The following is a 21,654-nucleotide window of genomic DNA, read 5'->3' as shown; positions in this document are numbered from 1 at the left end:
GGCATGATGAAACTTGACCGTTACGATCTGAAAATTCTCGACATCCTCTCCCGTGATGGGCGAATCACCAAGTCGAAGCTGGCCGAGGCGATCAACCTTTCGGTCAGCCCCTGCTGGGAGCGGGTAAAAAGGCTGGAAAAAGCCGGGGTGATTGAAGGGTATACTGCGCGCATCAACGCGGATGTGTTGGTGCCGCGCAATCCTGTATGGGTGCAGATTGAGCTCAAGCAGCATAATGCCGATAGCTTTGCGCGTTTTGAAGCGCTGGTCATGCAGACGCCGGAGGTGACTGAGTGCGTGGCGGTGGGGGGCGGTGTGGATTACCTGGTCAAGTTTGAGGCGCGCACCATCGATAGCTATCAACGTCTGATGGATAAGTGGCTGGTCTCTGAAGCCGGCATCGAGCGCTACTTTACCTATATCGTGACCAAAACCGTCAAGCGCGTTCCTATAGGCATCGATACCGACGACATTCTTTAATGCAGTTGTGGCCTCCTAATCGTAAGCCCACCAAAAAAAAGCACTGCCAAACGCCCTCTGACAAAAAAAGTCGCGTGATAAGTCTCGGTTTTCAAAAACACTTCGTGACTCCTCTCCGTTAACCTGGGGGCATTCGACGGCAAGGCTTATGAGCGCTTGCTGACAATGCCACACAGTAATTGCAGTGCTCGGTTAGCCAGACTGCATTTGAGGAGAGGTTCCCATGACCACACTATCGACCACGCTCGCCAAGCGCCTGGAAGATCCGCGTCTGTTCCGGCAGTACGCCTACGTGAACGGTAAGTGGACCCACGGGGAGGGAGGTCGCGAAGAAGCGGTTTATGACCCCGCCACCAATGAAGCCATTGGCCATATCCCGTTGCTGGAAGCCGAGCAGATCACCGCCGCCGTGGATGCCGCAGAAGCGGCGTTTGTGCACTGGCGGGCGCTGCGCGCCGACGAGCGCTGTGAGCGCTTGCTGGCTTGGTACGATCTGATTCAAGCCAACCGCGAAGACCTCGCCACTATTATGACCCTGGAGCAGGGTAAGCCGCTGCCCGATGCCCGTGGTGAGGTGCAGTACGGTGCCAGCTTTGTGCGCTGGTTTGCCGAAGAGGGCAAGCGTACCTACGGTGAGACCATCCCTAGCCATATCCCCAATGCATCACTGGGCACCATTAAAGAGCCGGTGGGCATCGCCGCAATGATTACGCCGTGGAACTTCCCGCTGGCGATGATTACCCGCAAAGCCGCGGCAGCGCTGGCAGCGGGCTGCCCGGTGATCGTCAAACCCGCCAACGAAACACCCTACTCAGCGTTGGCGCTGGCGGAGCTGGCCGAGCGTGCTGGGATTCCCGCGGGGATTTTCAACGTAGTGCTAGGCGATCCAGCGGAAGTCTCAAAGATCCTCTGCAGCGAATCGCGAATTCGGGCGCTGTCGTTCACCGGCTCCACCCGCGTGGGCCGCCTGTTGATTGAGCAGAGTGCTAATACCGTCAAGCGGCTCTCCCTGGAGCTGGGTGGCAATGCGCCGTTTATTGTTGGGCCCGACATGGATCCCAAAGAGGCGGCCTTTGCGGCCATTGATGCCAAGTTCCAAACCGCCGGGCAGGACTGCCTAGCCGCCAACCGCATTCTGGTGCATGAATCCATCCACGATGAGTTCGTTGAGCATTTCAGCGAGCGTATGGCGGCGCTTACCGTGGGCAATGGTCTCCAAAGCGAGATAGACCTTGGTCCGCTTATTCACCGTCAGGCGGTAGAGAAAGCGGCGGCGATTGTCGATGACGCCATCTCCAAAGGAGCCACCGTGATCGGTGGTGATCAAAGCCAAGCGCCCGGCGAGAACTTCTTTATGCCGGTGATGCTGACCGGCGTAACGGCGCAGATGAAAGTGTGGCGGGAAGAGAACTTCGCGCCGGTGGCCGGCATCACCGCCTACAGCACCGACGACGAAGTGATTGAAATGGCCAACGACACCGAGTACGGCCTGGCTGCGTACATCTACACCCACGATATCCGCCGCATCTGGAAGCTGATGCGCGCGCTAGAGTACGGCATGGTTAGCGTTAACTCGGTTAAGATGACCGGCCCGCCGGTTCCCTTTGGTGGCGTGAAGCAGTCCGGCCTTGGCCGCGAAGGTGGCGCCACCGGTATCGATGAGTACCTGGAAACTAAATATTACTGCCTGGGTGCGCTAGGTTCGGTGTCTGGAAGCTAGCGCGGATAGTGTCGCAGTCGAGGCTGGTTAGGCACTAAGCGAACCGTCTTTTTCAGGGATGAAAAAGCCGAGCGCCCAGGGACGGGTTTACAGCGTGTTCGCGTGTGCCTAACCAGCCGTGCAGCCCGCAATATTTTAAATGCCGCCCCGCTGATCGGGGAGGTTTACTGTACAGAGAGAACGCTATGAGCTTGCATCAGGATTTGATCGAACGCGATCGTAAAGTTACTTTCCACGCCTCTACTCACCTACGTGACTTCGCCCATGGCGATGCGCCGGGTCGTGTGATTACCGGCGGCAAAGGCATCAATATCGTGGATAAAGACGGCCGTGAATTTATCGACGGCTTTGCCGGGCTTTACTGCGTCAACATCGGCTACGGTCGCACCGAAGTCGCTGAAGCAATCTATAAGCAAGCGTTAGAGCTCTCTTACTATCACACCTATGTGGGCCACTCCAACGAGCCGCAGATCGAGCTTTCCGAGCGTATTTTGAAAATCGCCGGCATGAACATGTCCAAAGTGTACTACGGCATGTCCGGCTCGGACGCCAACGAAACTCAGCTCAAGATCGTGCGCTACTACAACAACGTGCTGGGCCGCCCGCAGAAGAAAAAGGTCATCTCACGCATGCGCGGCTACCACGGCTCGGGCATTGCTTCCGGCTCGCTGACCGGTCTGAAAGCGTTCCACGACCACTTTGATCTGCCCATTGACACCATTCGCCATACCGAAGCGCCGCACTACTACCTACGCGCCGCCGAACAGCACGGTATGACCGAACTCGAGTTCTCCGCTTACTGCGCCGACAAGCTGGAAGCGATGATTCTGGAAGAGGGCCCGGATACTGTGGCTGCCTTTATTGGCGAGCCGGTTCTGGGCACTGGCGGAATCGTACCGCCGCCGGAAGGCTACTGGGATGCGATTCAAACCGTGCTGGCGAAGTACGATGTGTTGCTGATTGCTGATGAAGTGGTGTGTGGCTTTGGCCGTACCGGCTCTGATTTCGGCAGCCATCACTACAATATGAAGCCTGACCTGGTCACCATCGCCAAGGGCTTAACTAGCGCCTACCAGCCGCTCTCCGGTGTGATTGTGGGTGAGAAAGTCTGGCAGGTGCTGGAGCAGGGCACCGGTGAGTACGGCCCCATCGGCCATGGCTGGACCTACTCTGGCCACGCCCTGGGCTGTGCGGCAGGGCTAGCTAACCTGGATATCATTGAGCGTGAAAATCTGGTGGGCAACGCTGCTGAAACCGGCGGCTACTTCCAGCAGCAGCTAAAAGCTAACTTTGAAGGCCACCCGCTGCTGGGCGACGTACGCGGCGTTGGCTTAATGGCGGCACTGGAGTTCTCTCCGGACGCCAAGCAGCGCCTGCACTTCGACCCCGCCCTCAAAGTGGGCCCTCGCGTGGCGGCGGCTGCCATGGAAGAGAACCTGATTGCCCGGGCCATGCCCCAAGGCGATATTCTCGGCTTTGCGCCGCCGCTGACCATTAATCGTGGAGAAGTGGATGAGATGATTGGCCGCGCCAAGCGAGCCATTGACCGGGTTACCGATGAACTGGTGCGCTCTGGTGACCTGAAAAGTGGTGAAAAAGAGGCCGCGTTTACGGTTTGATGACCTGATTTAGCCTTCTAAGCGCCGCTGCCTATGCAGCGGCGCTTTTGTTATTGAAGGTGTCTACTATGCTAAAGATATAAGCTGAACTCAGGTCACAATTAATTGAAAGTTAAGGAGTAGCCAACGATGCAACCGGTCTTAGCCTTCGATGTATATGGTACGTTGATCGATACCCAAGGGGTTACCGTTGAGCTCGAACGTCGCCTAACGGATGCCTCCAAAGCTGGTGAATTTGCCCGCCGCTGGCGCGATAAGCAGCTAGAGTACAGCTTTCGCCACGGCCTGATGGGGGCTTATGTGCCGTTTTCGGAGTGCACCCGCGAAGCGCTGGTGTTTATCGACCGCGCACTGCAAACCGGGCTTTCGGATAACGACCAAGATCATCTAATGGCGGTGTACGGTGAGCTGCCCGCGTTTGACGATGTAGTGCCTGCACTCGATCAGCTGCGCGATGCGGGCATACGCTGCGTGGCATTTTCGAACGGTACAGCGGATGCCGTGTCCAAACTACTTACCCGCGCAGGCGTTGAGAGCCATATGGACGATGTAATCAGCGCTGATGAGGTAAAACGCTTTAAGCCAGACCCCGCGGTGTACACTCATTTGCGTAGCCGCTTGGAGACACGCCCTGAGCAGACATGGTTGGTGTCCAGTAACCCCTTTGATGTGATTGGCGCCACCCATGCAGGCCTACGCAGTGCCTGGGTACGGCGCAGTCCTGATGCGCCTTTTGACCCCTGGGGTATCGAGCCGGATATGACGGTGACCGATCTGGAAGCATTGGCTGAGCGCATCATCCGTTAGGTTGTTAACCTATGTCGACAAGCCGCATAATGACGCACGCTTAACGACTTAGGAGTTAACCATGTCAGAAAAAATTTACTGTATAGCAGGTTTTAAGCCCAAACCTGGCAAAGAAGAAGCGGTATTCAAAGCGCTTCAGTCGTTAGAGCCGAACACCCACCGGGAAGATGCGTGCATTCACTACACCGTAACCCGGCAGATCGATAATCCCTTCGCCCAGGGCACCAGTTATCCGATTGTTTTTCATGAAATCTGGGCCAGTCGCGAAGAGTTTGAAGCCCATTGCCAGCGCAAAGAGATTCAGGACTTCTTTGCCAAGCACGTTGAAGCGCCTGATGGTGATATCGAAGATGCCAACGTGTGTGTTTACACCGATGAACCCTGGAATTTTGACGCGCCCAAGGTTTAAGTGAACCAAGCTTTCAGCGAAAAAGGAGCCAACATGACCGATAAAAAGATGAACGTAGAGAGCTTTAACCTGGATCACACCAAGGTAAAAGCTCCGTACGTACGGTTAGCCGATATCAAAGAAGGTCAGAACGGCGACCGTATTCATAAATACGACCTGCGTATCTGCCAGCCCAACAAAGATCATATGGAGATGCCAGCGCTGCACTCCCTTGAGCACTTGATGGCTGAGCTGTCGCGCAATCACACCGATAAAGTGGTCGATATCAGCCCCATGGGCTGCCAAACCGGCTTCTACATTGCGATGATCAACCACGACGACTACGACGGCGTGATTACCATCATCGAGCAAACTCTGAACGATGTGCTAGAAGCCACTGAAGTGCCTGCCTGCAATGAAATGCAGTGCGGTTGGGCCGCCAGTCATAGTTTGGAAGGCGCCCAGGAGCTGGCTCGCAACCTGTTGGCCAAGCGCAGCGAGTGGACTGAGGTGTTCGCCTAAGCGTTATATCGCAGTAAGCAGATAGTTAGCCTGACGCCTCCCCGATGCTACTTATAGCAAGGGGAGGCGTTTTATTGAGAGCGCTTTAACGAATGGAAAACGCTGATCAACAGTGACATGCTGACGCATTGAGGGCACTTTCCCATGGGTGAGGTATTACCATGCTGTTAGACACTTGGCTTTTATACCTAATCGCCTGCCTTGGCCTGTCGCTTTCGCCTGGGCCAAACGGCCTGCTGGCGCTTACCCATGGCGCGCTACATGGCAGCCGTAGAACCCTGTTTACCATCGTAGGGGGCGCCACAGGATTTATGCTGATTATTGCCCTGTGCATGTTTGGCATTGGTGCGCTGCTTAAATCGTCGGTGGTGTGGCTAACAGTGCTGAAATGGGTCGGTGGGGGATATCTTGTTTGGTTGGGTATCCAGGTATGGCGTTCGCCACCGATTACGGGCGAGGTGGATATGAGCGCAAGCCAAGCCAGCGGGTGGCACCTGTACCGCCAGGGGGTACTGGCATCGATTACCAATCCCAAGGTGCTGCTGTTTTTCAGCGCTTTTCTTCCTCAATTTATCGACCCACAGCGCAGCTTGATGCTGCAATATTTCGTGCTGGCAGGCACCTTTGTAGCTATCGAGTGTATGGTTGAAGGCCTGCTTGCCAATATGGCTAACCGCATTCGCCACTGGCTGAAACGGGTTGGTCGTGGATTTAACCGCACCTGCGGCGGCATCTTCGTTGCCATCGGCGCCGCACTGCCGCTGCGCCCATGAATTAAGCTCTGCGTGGTTGATGAAGGCATGATAGAGAAGTATTGACTTCCGCTTATGCTGCCCCTATAAACCCGGTACAACCCATCACTCTAGGCCCTCATGTTCCTCCTAATCACGATTGCTACCCTTTCAATCGCGTTCTCGTTTTTATGTTCCATCCTTGAAGCGGCGCTTCTTTCAATTACGCCCAGCTACATTGCTAAACAGAAAGAGGATAACCCCAAGCTGCACGCCTCGCTTACGCGTCTGAAGGCGAATATCGATCGGCCCCTAGCCGCTATTTTGACCCTCAATACGATCGCCCATACCGTGGGTGCAACTGCAGTAGGTGCTCAGGCCGCGGTTGTGTTTGGCGAAGCCTCTATCGCCATTGTTTCGGCGGTAATGACCATGGCGATTTTAATACTGTCGGAAATTATTCCGAAGACCATTGGCGCGACTTACTGGCGTGGTTTATCGCCGTTTTTGCCGCGTTTTTTAAATCCGATGATTATAGGCCTGCTGCCTTTTATCTGGATGTCGGAGCAGATCACCCGCCGACTCGGTAAGTCAGAGCACGATGTCGATCTGCGCGATGAAATTAAAGTGCTGGCCCGCGTTGGTTTGGAAGAGAAGGTGCTGGATGCGGACGAGTCTCGCACCATTATCAATATGCTTAACTTGCACGATATCTTGGTTAGCAAAGCGATGACCCCGCGCACGGTGTGTGAAACCGTTTTGCCTGACATGACCGTGAAAACCTTCGATGAACAGTATGGCAAAGCGCCGTTTACACGCTTCCCAGTGATGGACAACGGTGAGCAGGCCTTTGGTTATGTGCATAAAGCAGATATGTACCACGCCGACGATGCCAAAACGATGCGCGAGTTGATGCATCCGATCGGCAGCGTGGATGTCTCACATAACGTTGAGCAGGTGTTTACCTCCATGCTGAAAGACCACCTGCATATGCGGGTGGTCTACGATGAGCACGGTACCTTTGTAGGTTTAATAACGTTAGAAGACATTATCGAAACCATTCTGGGGCAAGATATTGTCGATGAGACCGACAATGTGGCCAATCTACGCCACTATGCGAAACAAAAGTGGATAAAGCGGGTGAAGCGGGAAGATAAAGACGCCAAAACAGAGGAGTAATCTCCCGGAAGGGGGCTCTGTTTGTTAATCTAAAGCGGCGCCTTCGGGCGCCGTTCTGCTTTTACAGGCATTTATATTCAGGCTTTTACGCCGTTAGACTAAGATTGGCATAGCGAGTGAACGTTGTGTTACTACTCGCTGTCTTAGCGCTAAATGATCTATAGTGAAGGTGTTGAAAGTCAAATAAGCTATTAGGGCGTCTAACGCCCATTTAAGGAGGAAAGCATGTCATTACGTATTAATGCCGTCGTGCCCGATTTCGAAGCAGAGACTAGCCAAGGGCCGATTCGCTTTCATGACTGGATTGGCGACAGCTGGGCAATCCTGTTTTCGCACCCTAAAGACTTTACCCCGGTTTGCACAACGGAGTTCGGTGCCGTTGCGCAATTGAGCGCCGAGTGGAAGAAACGCGGCACCAAAGTGATCGGTGTTTCCGTGGATGGCGTTGAAGACCACAAGCGTTGGGGCAATGACATCCAAACCGTCAGTGGCAGCGAAGTCGATTTTCCGATTATCGCTGATGATGGCCTAACGGTGTCAAAACTGTACGACATGCTGCCAGAAGATGCCTACCTGCCGGATGGCCGTACGCCTGCAGACAGCGCCACGGTGCGTTCGGTGTTTATTATCGGGCCGGATAAGCAGTTGAAGCTTTCCATGACCTATCCCATGACTGTAGGGCGCAACTTTGCAGAAATCCTACGCGCCCTGGATGCATTGCAAACCACATCGAAACACGGTGTTGCTACTCCCGCTGACTGGATGATAGGCCAGGATGTGATTATTCCGCCTAGCGTTTCTGACGCGGATGCCAAGCAGAAGTATGGCGAATACGAGACGGTTCTGCCTTATCTGCGTAAAACACCACTGCGCTAATGATGTTAATAGCGTGATGTAAGAAGCGAAAAGCCAGCGTCTATACGCTGGTTTTTGCATAGTGCATCAAGCGGACTCTAGCGCAAGCTGCTCAATAGACGTTGACACGTTGCGTGCTCCGGTAAGTATCTCATTGACGATAACCTCGATTTCACCGACGCTGGTTTGGCTCGATTTCCCCTGCTCCACTACCTGTTGCATAGCGTGAGTTGTCCGCTCCACTAAAGCGCTGTTCTCTTTTAACACCCGGGTAATATCTTCTACTGCTTCACTAGAGCCTTTGGCCAAGCGGCGGACTTCGTTAGCCACCACCGCAAATCCGCGCCCCTGTTCGCCCGCACGTGCGGCTTCCACCGCAGCATTAAGCGAGAGTAAATTGGTTTGATTGGCAATGCGGGCAATCGACTCGGTAATGCTATTAATACTTTGTGCTTGTTTGTTTAGCGCGGCCATTAGCTGCTGCGCTTCTGCCAATGTGAGCGCCGCTTGCTCAGAATCACGAACTACGCGCTGAAGGTGGCTAAGACCGTTTTGGGCGATCTGCTCTGTTTGTGAAGAGGTACTTTGGGCGGCAGTAACGGCCCGTGTGGCGGATTCTGCTGCCTGAACGGAGCGCGTAATATCGGTGGCAAACTTGACGACTTTTACGACGTTCCCCTGGCTATCTTGAATCGGGTTATACGTCGCCTCTAGCCATACGCTGGCGCCACGAGAATCCAAACGTTCAAACTTCCCTTGCATGTACTCGCCCTGAGCCAACCGCTCCCAGAAGCGAGGATTGGTTTTTGAGAAATTGGCAGGGCAGAACATTCGGTGATGGGCACCTATAAGCTCTTCATTGCGATAGCCCATTGTCTGTTCAAAATTTGAGTTTGCATTGAGAATTTCACCGCTCGGGGTAAATTCAATGACCGCCATGGAGCTATTTAATGCATCCAAGACAGCATTTTTGCGCTGAGCCTCTTGGTGATACTTAGTTACGTCATTGGCGATTTTGAGTATCGAGACTACCTTGCCGCGACGATTCTTGATCGGTAAATAGGTAGCATCAAGCCAAAGCTCATCGCCCTGGGCATTCGAACGCCGAAAGCGTCCATGCTGGCTGTGCCCTGCTGCCAGAGTTTCCCAAAAAGTTCGATATTCAGGGCGACTGCTTTCTTCAGGAAAACAGAAAATCCGGTGGTGTTGCCCTTTCACTTGATCAAGGGTGTAACCGACGGTGGTTAGAAACTGTTCACTGGCCTTTTGGATAATTCCTTCCGGTGTAAAAGCGATACAAGCAGTGTGCTGATTAAGTGCACTATGTACATCGTTAGAGGCTAGATACTTAAGCATTGTGGATCCTCTCGGAGGAGCTGTTGGAGTCGTGTGTATAAGAGTAGAGCGGGAGCATAGCTTTGTATCTAGATGACACAAAATGTTGCATTTGTGAGGTTTTAGGTGTCGTTGATCATTAATTGTTGCTAATGATCAGTGGGTTTATCCGGGTGGTTAATAATAATTAGTTACAAAATTTGTCACCTTAGAAAGCTGTTTGCTGAAGCAATTTCAAGAAGTGGTGGCATCTAACCTTTCAGATTAAATTCCGGTGTACAATATGTGTATAGATATGATTATAGAGTAAGCGATGAGAAAAAACACTCTAATGTATAGCTTATGTATAATTTTTTAAGCGCGAGAAACATCCCGCTGATGGGAAGCAAAGGAGGACAGTGAGGTGGTATGCAGAGCCTGGCTGAAGAGGCTAATCGTCTAACGTCTGGCGAGAGTTAAGCAGGGAGGTGGGGTGCCGTTTGCTGGCTTGGTGCAACAGGTCGAATTGACGTGCGCAGGTGCGGCAGGCTTGGCACATCGATAGATGAATACGAAGGGCCAGCTGGTCACGCAATGATAGTGTTGTGTCTTGTTTTAAAGACATCAACTCCGTAGCTTCGCGGCACATAAGCATATCAGTTTCCCTTCAGCTAATTTAACCAACCATGATCCAAGCACTCTCGTAGCCGTAAACGTGCACGGTGTAAGATGACCCAGCAGTTGGTTTCAGTAATGCCTATTTCCTTACAGATCTCTGTAGTGGAAAGCCCCATAAGTTCACGCAGGGTAAATACCCGAGCGATGCTCTCCGGTAAGGCGATCAAACAGGCATCAAATACCTGCCAAAATCGCTGGTTTTCTAACACCTGTTCAGGTTCTCCCCAGTGGCTGGGACGGGCAGCGCTCTGCCAGTGACCATCCTGTTGAAATAGACGATCAAGGGTATCGTCGTCTAAGTCCTGGTCTAGCGGTTGCCAAGTCCCTTGACGGCGCTGCTGGCGAAGCTGATCCAGAATTTTGTACTTTAAAATGCCAAATACCCACGTCTCGAACTCGGAGCGCCCTTCAAAGGTGGCGCTTTTCTCAAAGGCGGTAAGCAAGGTTTCCTGTACGGCATCTTCAGCGGCGTTGGCATCACGTAATTGCAGGCGCGCAAAGGCCACTAAGCGAGGTCGTAGCTGGGCAAAGTGGGCAGCGGCTAATGTAGCGGAAAGAGGCACGATGATCCCTTTGTTAATGTCTTCAGGACGCACACTGACATCGTGCTGGTGAAGACCATCATTATTTATTCATTGGGCGTTAGTGCGTTAAAGTACGTGTTGATACCACGTTAGACAACAACGTGTCGTTCTCTTTGATGCCTTTTTGATTGCCAACCGAGTTTATGCTGTCCATGGAAAATACGTTGTTATTAGGGTTTTTGGGCAGCTTAATTGCTGGATTGTTGACGGCGGTGGGGGCGCTGCCGGTACTGCTGGGTAAAACACCTAGCCGGGGTTTTCGCGACCTGGCGCTGGGCTTTGCTGCGGGTGTGATGCTGGCTGCTTCATTTTTCTCGCTGATTATCCCCGCGCTGGACGCTGCGGAAATCTACTACGCCGGTGGCCCTGTGCCTGCCGGGATTGTTTGTGCGGCTATTTTGCTGGGTATGGGTGCCATTGCACTGCTTAACGAGCACTTGCCGCATGAACACTTTGCCCAGGGGCGCGAGGGGCCGGAAGCCGCTTCGCTGCGCCGGGTATGGCTGTTTGTGTTTGCGATTACCATTCATAACCTGCCGGAAGGTATGGCGGTAGGCGTCGGCTTTGGTGCAAATGGGTTAGAGGGCGGCATGCCGCTGGCGATCGGCATTGGGCTACAGAATATGCCGGAAGGGCTGGCCGTGGCGGTTGCGCTAATGGGCGAGGGCTACTCAAAGTGGCGCTCCTGGTCGATTGCCGCCCTGACTGGCCTCATCGAGCCTATTGGCGGGCTATTTGGCGCCAGTATTGTCAGCGTTTCCCAAATACTGCTGCCCTGGGGGCTGGCGTTTGCCGCCGGTGCCATGCTGTATGTGATCAGCCACGAAATCATTCCCGAAACTCACCGCTGCGGCCACCAGAAAAAAGCCACCTTTGGTTTGGCCATGGGCCTGGTGATTATGCTGTTTTTGGATGTGTGGCTGGGTTAGTCCTAGCCTATGATTTCTGCGCCACCGTGGGGGCCCGCCTGGTGACACAGGCGGTGGTCGCTAAGTACATCAATGATATGGCACTGGCCAACACTGCCTCCCGCACACTGATTGATCATGCGTTTGAGCTCATCGCGGACCGCGGTGAGTCGCGCCAGTCTCGCTTCCACCTCGGCAAGATGACGTTTTGCCAGCGTATCCACCTCCTGGCAAGGCATCGCTGGATGGTCAGCCATTTCCAGCAATTCTCTTACCGCCTCCACCGAGAAACCAAAATCCCGCGCATGACGAATAAACGTCAAACGGCGGATAGCAGCTGTGGTGTAGCGCCTTTGGTTACCTTCGTTGCGTGGTGCTGAAGGCAGCAGTCCAATTTGTTCGTAGTAGCGCACCGTTTCTGGCTTGCAACCGGACTCACGTGCCAACTCACCAATGCCAATATGCCGCTCCTGGGCGGGCTGGTCTGAGAGATGTTCTTTCATTACTTGAACCTCTAGTGACTACAGGTATTACGCTGCTCTTAATATAGACGAACTGGGAGCGAAGAGCGATGAGTGGCACCACACCTGCTAAAACGTCACAACACCAGACGCCACCAGCAGCGAGCGCACCAACTACCCTGCGCGTGCAGGGCATGGACTGCGGCGGCTGCGAACGTAAGGTAGAAACGGCGCTAAAGCGCTTAAGCCACGTTGAACAAGTTTCAGCGAGTTCTGTCACCGGCTCGGTGCGATTAACCGCGCCGCCTGGTAAAACCCTGCCACATTCCGATATTGAGTCAACGATCACGGCGCTGGGCTACCAGGTAATCGATGAGTCGGTGAACACAACTGAACCGGAAAAGTCCTCCTCATGGTGGCAGTCACCTAAAGGACGTTTGGTAATTATCAGCGGTGTATTGCTGGCGCTTGCCTGGGGGCTTAAATTCGCCTGGCCCGCCCTGGGCAGTTGGCCATTCATCGCCGCAACGGTCGTTGGCCTTGTGCCGATTATTCAGCATGCCTGGCAAGCGCTCAAACTGGGCAACCCCTTCACCATTGAAATGCTGATGAGCATCGCAGCCCTAGGGGCGCTGGCGATAAACGCCGCCGCTGAAGCGGCAGTGGTGGTGTTTCTATTTGCTGTGGGGGAGATGCTGGAAGGCGTTGCCGCAGCCCAAGCACGCCGCAGTATTTCGGCGCTTTCCAAGCTGACTCCTTCTACTGCGCGATTGCTGGAGCAGGGCGAAGCTCGGGAAGTCGCTGCTGCGTCTCTGGTGCCGGGTCAACGGGTACAGGTGCGCCCCGGCGACCGGTTGCCCTGTGATGGGCAAATTATTGTCGGCCACTCCTCAATCGATGAATCGCCGGTCAATGGCGAATCGGTGCCACGGGAGCGTAGCGAAGGTGAATCAGTATTTGCTGGCACCGTCAATCTGGATGGCGTGCTTGAGGTTGAGGTAACCCGCAGCGCTGAAAACAACACCATCGCCCGGGTGATTAAACTGGTGGAAGAGGCCCAGGCGGCAAAAGCGCCGGTGGCCCGCTTTATTGACCGCTTTGCGTTTTACTATATGCCGGCGGTCGTCGGGGTGGCGCTGGTGGTGGCTATCGTTCCGCCGCTGGTGTCGCCAATGCTGTGGTCTGAATCCATCTACCGCGCCCTGGCGCTGCTGCTCATTGCCTGCCCCTGCGCGCTGGTGATCTCAACACCTGCGGCCATTGCTGCCGGGTTATCGGTGGGCGCTCGCAACGGTCTGCTGATGAAAGGCGGCGCGGTATTAGAGCAGCTAGGCAAACTCAAGCGGGTTGCGCTGGATAAAACCGGCACGCTGACCGCGGGCAAGCCCACAGTGACAAATGTAGAGGGTTTTGATGGCGTCTGTGACGGTGAAATAGTACGCCTTGCTGCCGCCCTTGAGCAGGGTTCAAGCCACCCCCTTGCTGTGGCGATTAGTGACTATTTTCAAAATAATAACGGCCAGCAGCCAAAAGCTACGTTGCCTAAAGTAGACGCTGGTCGTGCGTTAGCGGGGCACGGCGTTGCCGGACAGGTGGAAGGGCGTGAACTAATGCTAGTGAGTCCGCGCTACTTACAAACGCTCACCCAGGGCAGCAGCAAGCTAGACGCCACTATTACTGTACTGGAAACCCAGGGTAAAAGCCTTGCAGTTCTGTTAGAAAACCAGCGGCCTATCGGTCTAATCGCCTTGCGGGATGAGCCCCGTGAAGATGCTCGCAAGGGGCTTCAAGCGCTAGAGCGCCTGGGCGTACAGGCCGTGATGCTCAGCGGAGACAATGCCCGCACCGTGGCGGCTATTGGTAAGCAGCTAGGCATCGAAGCAGAGGGCGAATTAATGCCCGAAGACAAGGCGCTGCGCGTGCGCCAATGGCAGGCAGCAGGGCTGGGCCCCATAGGTAAAGTAGGCGATGGTATCAACGATGCACCGGCACTTGCGGCAGCAGAAGTGGGTATCGCCATGGGTAGCGGTACCGATGTGGCGCTTGAAACCGCCGACGCAGCACTGCTTAAGAACCGCGTGGAGGGAATTGCCGAAATGATCGCGCTTTCCCGGGCCACAATGCGCAACGTAAAAACCAACGTGGCGCTGGCGCTGGGTTTCAAAGCGCTGTTTTTGGTCTCAACGGCGCTGGGGATTACGGGGATGTGGGTCGCGGTCATGGCAGACACCGGGGCGACCGTACTGGTCACCCTCAATGCACTGCACTTACTGCGTTACCGCTTTAATGACAAAGCCTAGCAAGCGATCAGCTAGAAAGAGCCAGCTAGTGGCTCTGAACGTACTCCACCAGCGCCTGGGCGAAGGAGTCGGTGGTGCCGGTGCCGCCCATATCTGGGGTGACCATATCGCGGTGGGTTTCCAGCACAGTACGAATACCCTGGCGGATGGCGGTGCCTTTTTCTGTCATGCCCAGGTGGTCAAGCATCTGGGCCGCGGCCAGCAGCAGGGCACAGGGGTTGGCGATGTTTTTGCCTTCGATATCCGGCGCCGAGCCGTGCACCGCTTCAAAAATCGCCGCTTTTTCGCCGATATTCGCCCCTGGGGCCAAGCCCAAACCGCCCACTAAGCCAGCGCAAAGGTCAGAGAGGATATCGCCAAACAGGTTGGTAGTGACCACCACATCAAACTGATGCGGGTTCATTACCAGCTGCATGCAGGCGTTATCGACGATCATCTCCTGGAACTCGATCTCGGGGTACTCTTTGGCGATCTCCCGCGCCACGTCCAGGAACAAACCCGAGCTGGTTTTGATGATATTGGCTTTATGTACCGCGGTGACTTTCTTGCGGCCGTTACTTTTGGCCAGCTCAAAGGCGTAGCGCACAATGCGCTCGGAGCCTTTGCGGGTGACTTTGATCACCGAAATGCCGGTGTTGCCGTCGTCGATCATCTCCTGGCCGTCGGAAAGGTACGCACCTTCGGTGTTTTCCCGAACCGTGATCATATCGATGTCGTCGTAGCGCGAGCGGGTGCCGGGGAAGCTAATCGCCGGGCGCACGTTGGCATAAAGGTCAAAGTGGCGACGTAGCTGTACGTTAATTGAGGAGAAGCCTTTGCCAATCGGCGTGGTCAACGGGCCCTTAAGCGCAATGCCGTATTTTTCGATGGCGTCCAGTGATTCCTGGGGAATCAGCGTGCCATGCTTTTCAAGGGCACCTAAGCCCGCATCGATGTGCTGGTAGGTTAAGCCGCAATCTAACGCGTCGAGTACTTTTAGCGTGGCCTCCATAATCTCTGGGCCGATGCCGTCGCCCTTAATGACTGCAATAGATTGGCTCATTTGCTGCTCCTCTTTGATCGACAAGTGTGTTGCGTCTGCCGCTTCAACGTAATACATAGTTGAGACTTGATAAGACGTCATTTTCGAGCGCAATAGTACGCCAAATTGAATCTAGAGGGCACCCTGCAAAGGGGGGAGCACGGATGCAGGGAGTGCTAATTGCTGATAGAATGCTGTCGTTTATGGCAGTACCACGCTTTAACTTTGCGTTCTTCTTACAGCAAGGCATAACGGTAATGATCCTTTCACGTTTATCTCAGGTACTACCTGGTTCAGGGCTGATGACTCCGCCCTAAGTTTTCCCCTTCTCAAGAAAATGTCTGACCTCGTTAATGGCGATGTCATTGCGTTGCGGCATTCTATTGCCAGCCGCACCCTAGCTTGTTCCAACACTGACTCATCGGTTTGACGCCGCACACTGTTGTGCGCTGATGCGCCGCGTCGAGAGTTTGTAAAATCTTAAACTCCAGCCATGGACTCCCTGAATGTCTCTCTATACCAAGCAAGAGTGGTTTTCCAACATTAAAGGCGACACGCTCTCGGGAATCGTTGTCGCCCTTGCCCTGATTCCCGAGGCGATTGCTTTTTCAATCATTGCAGGCGTTGACCCTAAAGTTGGTCTTTACGCTTCATTCTGTATCGCAGTGATCATTGCCTTCACAGGGGGGCGCCCCGGCATGATTTCGGCGGCGACAGGGGCTATGGCGTTACTGATGGTGACGCTGGTGAGAGAGCATGGGCTTGAGTATTTGCTGGCCGCCACACTGCTAACGGGCGTGCTACAGATTATTGCTGGTTACCTGAAGCTCGCCGATTTGATGCGCTTCGTGTCGCGCTCAGTGGTGACGGGCTTCGTTAACGCGCTGGCGATTTTGATTTTCATGGCACAGCTACCGGAGTTGACCGATGTGACTTGGCATGTCTATGCCATGACGTTGGCCGGATTGGGCATTATCTATCTATTCCCCTATTTACCTGTCATCGGTAAGTCCATCCCCTCACCGCTGGTATGTATTGTGGTGCTTACCGCGGTTTATATGATCAGCGGTATGGATATCCGCAGCGTCGGCGATATGGGTGAACTGCCTGATACACTGCCTGTATTCCTGTGGCCAAGCGTGCCGCTGACGCTGGAAACGCTGTGGATCATTCTACCTTACGCGATGATGCTAACCGTGGTCGGCCTGCTTGAATCAATGATGACTGCCACCATTGTCGATGATCTCACCGATACGCCGAGTAATAAAAACCGCGAGTGCAAGGGACAGGGAATTGCCAATATTGGTGCGGGGCTGATGGGCGGCATGGCCGGCTGTGCGATGATTGGCCAATCGGTCATTAACATTAAGTCCGGTGGCCGTACGCGTTTATCGGCGCTGATTGCCGGCGTGGTGCTATTAATGTTGGTGGTTTTTTTATCAGATTTGGTCTCGCAGATTCCAATGGCAGCGCTGGTGGCGGTAATGATCATGGTATCAATCGGCACCTTTAGCTGGGAGTCGATCCGAGACCTGAAAAAACATCCGCTAAGTACCAATATCGTCATGTTGGCTACCGTGGCGGTCACGGTCAGTACGCACAATCTGGCGATCGGCGTGTTTGTCGGTGTGCTGCTTGCCGCGCTGTTCTTTGCTAATAAAGTCGGCAACATTCTCTACATCGGTTCAAGAGAGATCGAAGCTGGTAAGGAGCGTGAATATCAGGTGGTCGGCCAAGTATTCTTCGCATCTTCTGAGCGTTTCACGGCCGCTTTTGATCTTAAGGAAAGCATCGAGAAAGTGACGATTGATCTTTCTCGTGCGCATTTTTGGGATGTAACTGCTGTGCAGGCACTGGATCGGGTGGTGATTAAATTCCGCCGTGAAGGAACCGAGGTCGAGCTTGTGGGCTTGAGCGAGGCCAGTGCGACGGTAGTGGATCGCTATGCGGTACATAACGACCCCGAAGCGGTTGAAAAGCTGATGGGCGGCCACTAACCAACGCAAGGAGCGCAACATGACAGATCAAGTATTAGCCGCTATTGACGGCTCCCAGTTTTCTGAAGGTATCTGCGATTACGCCGCCTGGGCAAGCTTGGCTATGAGTGCACCGTTAACCTTTGTGCATGTGGTCGATAATCACTCCGAGGTGCCCGAAGAGCAAAACCTTTCCGGCAACCTGCGTTTCGGTGCCCGCGAACGGCTGATGAAAGAGCTTTCCGAGCTCGACGAGCAGCGCGCTAAGGTGAATCGTGAGCAGGGTAAGTGGATGCTGGAAGCGGCCAAAGCGCGAGCTTTGGAAGAGGGGGTAAGCGACCCTATGACCCGCCAGCTCAACGGTACTCTGGTCGAAACGCTAGTAGAGCTTGAAAAAAATATGCGGCTGCTGGTAGTGGGTTAGCGCGGTGAAACCGCTCATCAGGCCAGCGGTCATTTGGGCTCCAACCTTGAGCGGGTAGTACGTGAACTTCACCGCCCTATCCTGATGGTGCCGAAAACCTTCAAGCGTCCTGAAAAGATCTTGATGGCCTTTGACGGCAGCAAAACCGCTCGTAAAGGGGTCGAGATGCTGGCCCGGTCACCGCTCTTTGCTGGCGCCAAGTGCCATGTGCTGATCGTAGGTGCGGAAACGGCTGAGCGCCGCTCTGAGCTTGAGTGGGCGTTAAACACTTTGCGCGACGGCGGTCATCAAGCCGAAGGCGCCATTCGTGCTGGCGAGGTAGACGAAGCCCTGCAAACCTACGAAAAAGAGCATGCCATCGACTTGCTGGTGATGGGCGCCTACGGGCACTCGCGTATTCGCCACCTATTAGTGGGGAGTACAACGACGGCAATGCTTCGTGGTAGCCACATACCAGTGTTGATTCTGCGTTAACGCTCAACAAAGCGGTAGCGCATCACCGTTAGCTTAGGTTGCAATTTATTTCCTGCAGCCGGCCCTCTTTTGTTGAGAGGGCCGGCTTTTTATTACCTTTGATGGTTAAAAATCATTCATCAAATGATGCTAATATTGCAATGCGGTTCTATGCTGATAGACAGGTTGTGACCTATTCATCCCCTGGAATAGCGAGAGGAGCCTGCTGTGAACATGCCCATGTTGGAAAAGTCGCCTATTGGCTTCGATGAAGCTTCCCCCTCCCACCGTTTTGTCGCCGAATTACTCGCCCAAGCCGATATCAGGCTTGATGGTCATCGTCCTTGGGATATTCAGTTGAATGCGCCCGGCGTTATCGATAGCGCCCTTTCGCGAGGCAATCTGGGGCTTGGCGAAAGCTATATGAAGGGGGAGTGGGACGCAGAGCGGCTGGATGAACTGTTTTACCGCTTAATGCGTGCCCGGCTAGGACAACGCATCAAACCCACCCAACTCGCTTATCACTCGCTGCGCTCACGTCTGCTGAATCGTCAAACAGTCAAGCGCGCCTGGGAGGTGGGCCAAAAGCACTACGATCTAGGCAACGATTTCTATGCGGCGATGCTCGATCAGCGCATGACCTATACCTGCGGCTACTGGGAAAATGCCCAAAACCTGGACGAGGCCCAGGAGGCCAAACTCGATCTGGTGTGTCGTAAACTGCAATTAAAGCCTGGTATGCGGGTGCTGGATATTGGCTGCGGCTGGGGCAGTTTTATGGCCTATGCGGCTGAGCATTATGGGGTGGAGTGCGTAGGCCTGACGATCTCCAAAGAGCAAGCGGAGTTTGGACAGCGGCTGATCAAAAAAGGGCTACCGGTAGAGTTTCGTTTGCAGGATTACCGTAATGAAAGCGAGCAGTTTGACCGCATTGTGAGCATCGGTATGTTTGAGCATGTGGGCCATAAAAACTACCGCGAGTATATGAATGTCGCTAACCGCTGTTTGAAAGATGACGGGCTGTTTTTGCTGCATACCATCGGCAAAAACATAGCCAACACGGTGACTGACCCCTGGATTGATAAGTATATCTTCCCAAACGGCGAGCTACCCGCCTTGGGGCAAATCATGGATGCCGCTGAAGCGCTGTTTGTAATCGAGGATCTGCATAATTTTGGGGCCGATTACGACCGTACCCTGATGGCATGGCACAACAACTTTGAGAAGCACTGGCCCACATTTGCAAGCCAGTATGGCGAGCGTTTTTATCGCATGTGGCGCTACTACTTGCTGAGCTGTGCCGGTGCCTTTCGGGCCAGGGAAATCCATCTTTGGCAACTGGTGATGAGTAAACAGGGGGTGCTGGGAGGATACACGCGGGTTAGTTAAGTTTTTGCTCTGGTATTAGCTTGCTCTGGTATTAGCTTGCTAGGTAACCAACGTAAGAACGCCACCATACCCAATAGCTCTACCAGTGATTGAAACACCACCACCACTATGGCTGCCTGCCAGGCGCTAGGTAGCGTCAGGGCGATGGGCAGCATCACAAAGGAATTACGCGTACCAAAGCTAAACGCTAGTGTTCTAGCGCTGGCGGTGGGCAGTTTAAATAACTTGCCAAGCCCCTTACCCAAGAGTGCCGCAAAGAGTAAAAAGCCGATAAAGATAAATACCACCTGAATTAACACGCGGCTAAGACCGAACACAGTGTTGACCTGGGAGGCGGCAATCATAAACACCACTAAGGCTAGTAAAGGCACTGGGAGTAATCCTAAGCAATGCACGCTGCGCTTAACCGCTTTGTGTCTCTGGGCGAGATACTCGGTAAGCCAGGCGAGTACTAAAGGCGTGAGAATAAGCCCTGCAAAAGCGCTAAGCAGCTCTTTAGAGAGCGTAAGGCCAAACCACTCACTGCCCAGGAACAGCCACAAATAAACGGGTAACGCGACTAACTGCACCAGTAGCAGTAGTGGTGCGGCGGCAACCGCCCGAGCGCTATCACCCTTGCCTAAATGCGTAAAGGTAATAAACCAATCGGTGCAAGGCACCAGCAGTACCAGTAAAACGCCTGCCAGCACGGCGGGAGAAAGCGGCAGCCAAATAACAGTCAGGGCTAAAAAGGCCGGGATGGCGATAAAGTTACCGACCATGAGCGCGGCCATAAAGCGTGTGTCAGCCAAGCTTCGGGCAATGTGTAGCAAAGGTATTTGCGTAAAGGTGGCGTAAAGCAGCACCGCTAGCAGTGGCCATAAAAAATGCGCTAACGGCTCAGCGAATTGCGGTGCGCCGATGCCTAGCGCAAGGCCTAAACCAATGAAAGCCAGGTAGAGCCAAGACTGATGCTTTTCCATCTGATCGCGCATGCTGGCACATCCTGTGGTTGACGGTTTTGCTAACGAAAAAGCGCCAAGCGCTCACCCACCACGGCGGCACCCAGCCAGAGGGGGAGACTGACCACAATATAAATCAGCGCAATCCCCGGTCGGCCTAACTGCACCAGATGCAGCGTCTCTAAGCTGAACAGCGAAAAGGTGGTAAAACCGCCGCAAAAACCGGCCACCAGTAATGGCTGAAAACGCGCTAGTTGGCTGTGGGGAGAGCGCGAGAGGGTAGCGGCCAACCAACCGATTAAGCACGAACCCAGTACGTTAACGATAAGTGTTCCCCAGGGGAAATAACTCCCTAGTGCTGCCTGCGCTATTAGCGAAACGCCATAGCGCAACGTGCTGCCAACGCCGCTGCCGACACCCACTGCAAGGTAAGCCTTCCAGGTGCTCATAAGGTCGCTCCTGGCAATGAAGCGCCTGATAACAACCAGCCAATGGATACCATGGTTAAGCCGAGTAGGAGCGTGGCGCCAATATTTACGCTGGCGCGGAGTTGTTGGCCGCCCTGCCATAGCTCAATGGTTTGCAAGCTAAAAGAGGAGACCGTGGTGTAGCCACCCAGTAGACCGGCCACGGTGAACAGCCATAGGGGAGACGGGGCGCTGGCGATACCTAGACTGCCGAGCATCCAGCCCGCTAGAAAGGCTCCGCTGGCGTTAACCGCCAGAGTTCCCCAGGGAAAGGCTTTACCTAGGTAGCGGGCGAGTAGATTAGAAATCGCAAATCGCCCCATACCACCCAACGCGCCGCCTAGCGCGACTAACAGTACGCTTGTTAAGCCATGTCCCATGCTTCCCCCTGAAGCACCTCAATAGGCCGCTAAGTTTAACATGCGGGTACTATAGCG

21 protein-coding genes and 1 pseudogene are annotated in these 21,654 nt (G+C 54.1%); 14 read left to right on the top strand and 8 right to left on the bottom strand.

Translation table 11 applies throughout. The features are described from left to right. The first annotated feature begins 3 nt into the window (after window positions 1–3). The 9 genes from JI62_RS03840 to JI62_RS03800 all read left to right on the top strand — a co-directional run bounded on the left by JI62_RS03840 (window position 4) and on the right by JI62_RS03800 (window position 8,322). Complete coding sequence (locus tag JI62_RS03840; protein ID WP_088698904.1) at window positions 4–480, top strand: Lrp/AsnC family transcriptional regulator; 477 nt, start codon at window positions 4–6, stop codon at window positions 478–480. A gap of 223 nt (window positions 481–703) precedes the next feature. Beyond that, a complete protein-coding gene (locus JI62_RS03835; RefSeq protein ID WP_088698903.1) occupies window positions 704–2,200 on the top strand; it encodes an NAD-dependent succinate-semialdehyde dehydrogenase in 1,497 nt (498 codons plus the stop codon). Between the two features lie 185 nt (window positions 2,201–2,385). Next, the gene (locus JI62_RS03830) at window positions 2,386–3,819 is read left to right on the top strand and encodes an aspartate aminotransferase family protein (protein ID WP_088698902.1); all 1,434 of its coding nucleotides are present in this window, start codon (window positions 2,386–2,388) and stop codon (window positions 3,817–3,819) included. Between the two features lie 129 nt (window positions 3,820–3,948). Further along, on the top strand, window positions 3,949–4,626 hold the full coding sequence (locus tag JI62_RS03825) for a haloacid dehalogenase type II (protein WP_088698901.1): 678 nt from the start codon (window positions 3,949–3,951) through the stop codon (window positions 4,624–4,626). A gap of 61 nt (window positions 4,627–4,687) precedes the next feature. Next, window positions 4,688–5,035 carry a putative quinol monooxygenase gene (locus JI62_RS03820; RefSeq protein ID WP_088698900.1) on the top strand — a complete coding sequence of 116 codons (348 nt, stop codon included), beginning with the start codon at window positions 4,688–4,690 and terminating at the stop codon, window positions 5,033–5,035. Window positions 5,036–5,068: 33 nt separating this feature from the next. Next, window positions 5,069–5,536, top strand: a complete 468-nt coding sequence (locus JI62_RS03815) for an S-ribosylhomocysteine lyase (protein WP_035559056.1) — start codon at window positions 5,069–5,071, stop codon at window positions 5,534–5,536. Between the two features lie 161 nt (window positions 5,537–5,697). Further along, a complete protein-coding gene (locus JI62_RS03810) occupies window positions 5,698–6,309 on the top strand; it encodes a LysE family translocator (RefSeq protein WP_088698899.1) in 612 nt (203 codons plus the stop codon). Between the two features lie 99 nt (window positions 6,310–6,408). Continuing rightward, window positions 6,409–7,446: a CNNM domain-containing protein gene (locus tag JI62_RS03805; RefSeq protein ID WP_088698898.1), complete on the top strand. Its 1,038-nt coding sequence runs from the start codon at window positions 6,409–6,411 to the stop codon at window positions 7,444–7,446. 225 nt (window positions 7,447–7,671) lie between these two features. After that, window positions 7,672–8,322, top strand: a complete 651-nt coding sequence (locus tag JI62_RS03800) for a peroxiredoxin (protein WP_088698897.1) — start codon at window positions 7,672–7,674, stop codon at window positions 8,320–8,322. A gap of 66 nt (window positions 8,323–8,388) precedes the next feature. Here the strand turns inward: JI62_RS03800 and JI62_RS03795 are convergent, their stop codons facing one another. The 3 genes from JI62_RS03795 to JI62_RS03785 all read right to left on the bottom strand — a co-directional run bounded on the left by JI62_RS03795 (window position 8,389) and on the right by JI62_RS03785 (window position 10,889). Then, window positions 8,389–9,657, bottom strand: coding sequence for a methyl-accepting chemotaxis protein (locus JI62_RS03795; RefSeq protein WP_088698896.1), 1,269 nt, complete (start codon window positions 9,655–9,657; stop codon window positions 8,389–8,391). Window positions 9,658–10,066: 409 nt separating this feature from the next. Then, window positions 10,067–10,264 carry a zf-HC2 domain-containing protein gene (locus JI62_RS03790; RefSeq protein ID WP_276206548.1) on the bottom strand — a complete coding sequence of 66 codons (198 nt, stop codon included), beginning with the start codon at window positions 10,262–10,264 and terminating at the stop codon, window positions 10,067–10,069. 22 nt (window positions 10,265–10,286) lie between these two features. Beyond that, entirely contained in the window at window positions 10,287–10,889 is a 603-nt protein-coding gene (locus JI62_RS03785; RefSeq protein WP_240513119.1) for a sigma-70 family RNA polymerase sigma factor, read from the bottom strand. Between the two features lie 140 nt (window positions 10,890–11,029). On the opposite strand from JI62_RS03785, the gene JI62_RS03780 reads away from it, so the two are divergent. Continuing rightward, window positions 11,030–11,806 carry a ZIP family metal transporter gene (locus JI62_RS03780; RefSeq protein ID WP_035585728.1) on the top strand — a complete coding sequence of 259 codons (777 nt, stop codon included), beginning with the start codon at window positions 11,030–11,032 and terminating at the stop codon, window positions 11,804–11,806. Window positions 11,807–11,808: 2 nt separating this feature from the next. On the opposite strand, the gene JI62_RS03775 is transcribed toward JI62_RS03780, so the two are convergent. Next, window positions 11,809–12,288: a MerR family transcriptional regulator gene (locus tag JI62_RS03775; protein WP_088698894.1), complete on the bottom strand. Its 480-nt coding sequence runs from the start codon at window positions 12,286–12,288 to the stop codon at window positions 11,809–11,811. A gap of 68 nt (window positions 12,289–12,356) precedes the next feature. Between JI62_RS03775 and JI62_RS03770 the strand changes: the two genes are divergently transcribed. Beyond that, on the top strand, window positions 12,357–14,546 hold the full coding sequence (locus JI62_RS03770) for a heavy metal translocating P-type ATPase (protein ID WP_088698893.1): 2,190 nt from the start codon (window positions 12,357–12,359) through the stop codon (window positions 14,544–14,546). A gap of 25 nt (window positions 14,547–14,571) precedes the next feature. Here JI62_RS03770 and JI62_RS03765 read toward each other — a convergent pair whose 3' ends face one another. Beyond that, window positions 14,572–15,588 (bottom strand): isocitrate dehydrogenase, encoded by a 1,017-nt coding sequence (locus tag JI62_RS03765; RefSeq protein ID WP_088698892.1) that lies wholly within the window; start codon window positions 15,586–15,588, stop codon window positions 14,572–14,574. 485 nt (window positions 15,589–16,073) lie between these two features. On the opposite strand from JI62_RS03765, the gene JI62_RS03760 reads away from it, so the two are divergent. The 3 genes and pseudogenes from JI62_RS03760 to cfa all read left to right on the top strand — a co-directional run bounded on the left by JI62_RS03760 (window position 16,074) and on the right by cfa (window position 19,809). Continuing rightward, window positions 16,074–17,564 (top strand): SulP family inorganic anion transporter, encoded by a 1,491-nt coding sequence (locus tag JI62_RS03760; protein WP_088698891.1) that lies wholly within the window; start codon window positions 16,074–16,076, stop codon window positions 17,562–17,564. Between the two features lie 19 nt (window positions 17,565–17,583). Further along, window positions 17,584–18,441, top strand: a pseudogene (locus tag JI62_RS03755) (universal stress protein). A gap of 213 nt (window positions 18,442–18,654) precedes the next feature. Then, complete coding sequence (gene cfa, locus JI62_RS03750) at window positions 18,655–19,809, top strand: cyclopropane fatty acyl phospholipid synthase (RefSeq protein ID WP_170938471.1); 1,155 nt, start codon at window positions 18,655–18,657, stop codon at window positions 19,807–19,809. On the opposite strand, the gene JI62_RS03745 is transcribed toward cfa, so the two are convergent. The 3 genes from JI62_RS03745 to crcB (JI62_RS03735) are packed head-to-tail and all read right to left on the bottom strand — an operon-like array spanning window position 19,806 to window position 21,597. Beyond that, the gene (locus JI62_RS03745) at window positions 19,806–20,783 is read right to left on the bottom strand and encodes an arsenic resistance protein (protein ID WP_088698889.1); all 978 of its coding nucleotides are present in this window, start codon (window positions 20,781–20,783) and stop codon (window positions 19,806–19,808) included. The genes cfa and JI62_RS03745 overlap by 4 nt on opposite strands. 29 nt (window positions 20,784–20,812) lie before the next feature. After that, window positions 20,813–21,199, bottom strand: a complete 387-nt coding sequence (gene crcB, locus JI62_RS03740) for a fluoride efflux transporter CrcB (protein WP_088698888.1) — start codon at window positions 21,197–21,199, stop codon at window positions 20,813–20,815. Next, window positions 21,196–21,597 carry a fluoride efflux transporter CrcB gene (gene crcB / locus JI62_RS03735; RefSeq protein ID WP_088698887.1) on the bottom strand — a complete coding sequence of 134 codons (402 nt, stop codon included), beginning with the start codon at window positions 21,595–21,597 and terminating at the stop codon, window positions 21,196–21,198. Before crcB (JI62_RS03735) ends, crcB (JI62_RS03740) begins: the two co-directional genes overlap by 4 nt. Window positions 21,598–21,654 lie beyond the last annotated feature (57 nt).

Origin of the sequence: Halomonas campaniensis, from assembly GCF_002211105.1 — a bacterium.
Taxonomy (GTDB): Bacteria; Pseudomonadota; Gammaproteobacteria; order Pseudomonadales; family Halomonadaceae; genus Vreelandella; species Vreelandella campaniensis_A.
The sequence above is the reverse complement of the archived record's forward strand: the minus strand, read 5'-3'. Positions and strand labels throughout refer to the sequence as shown.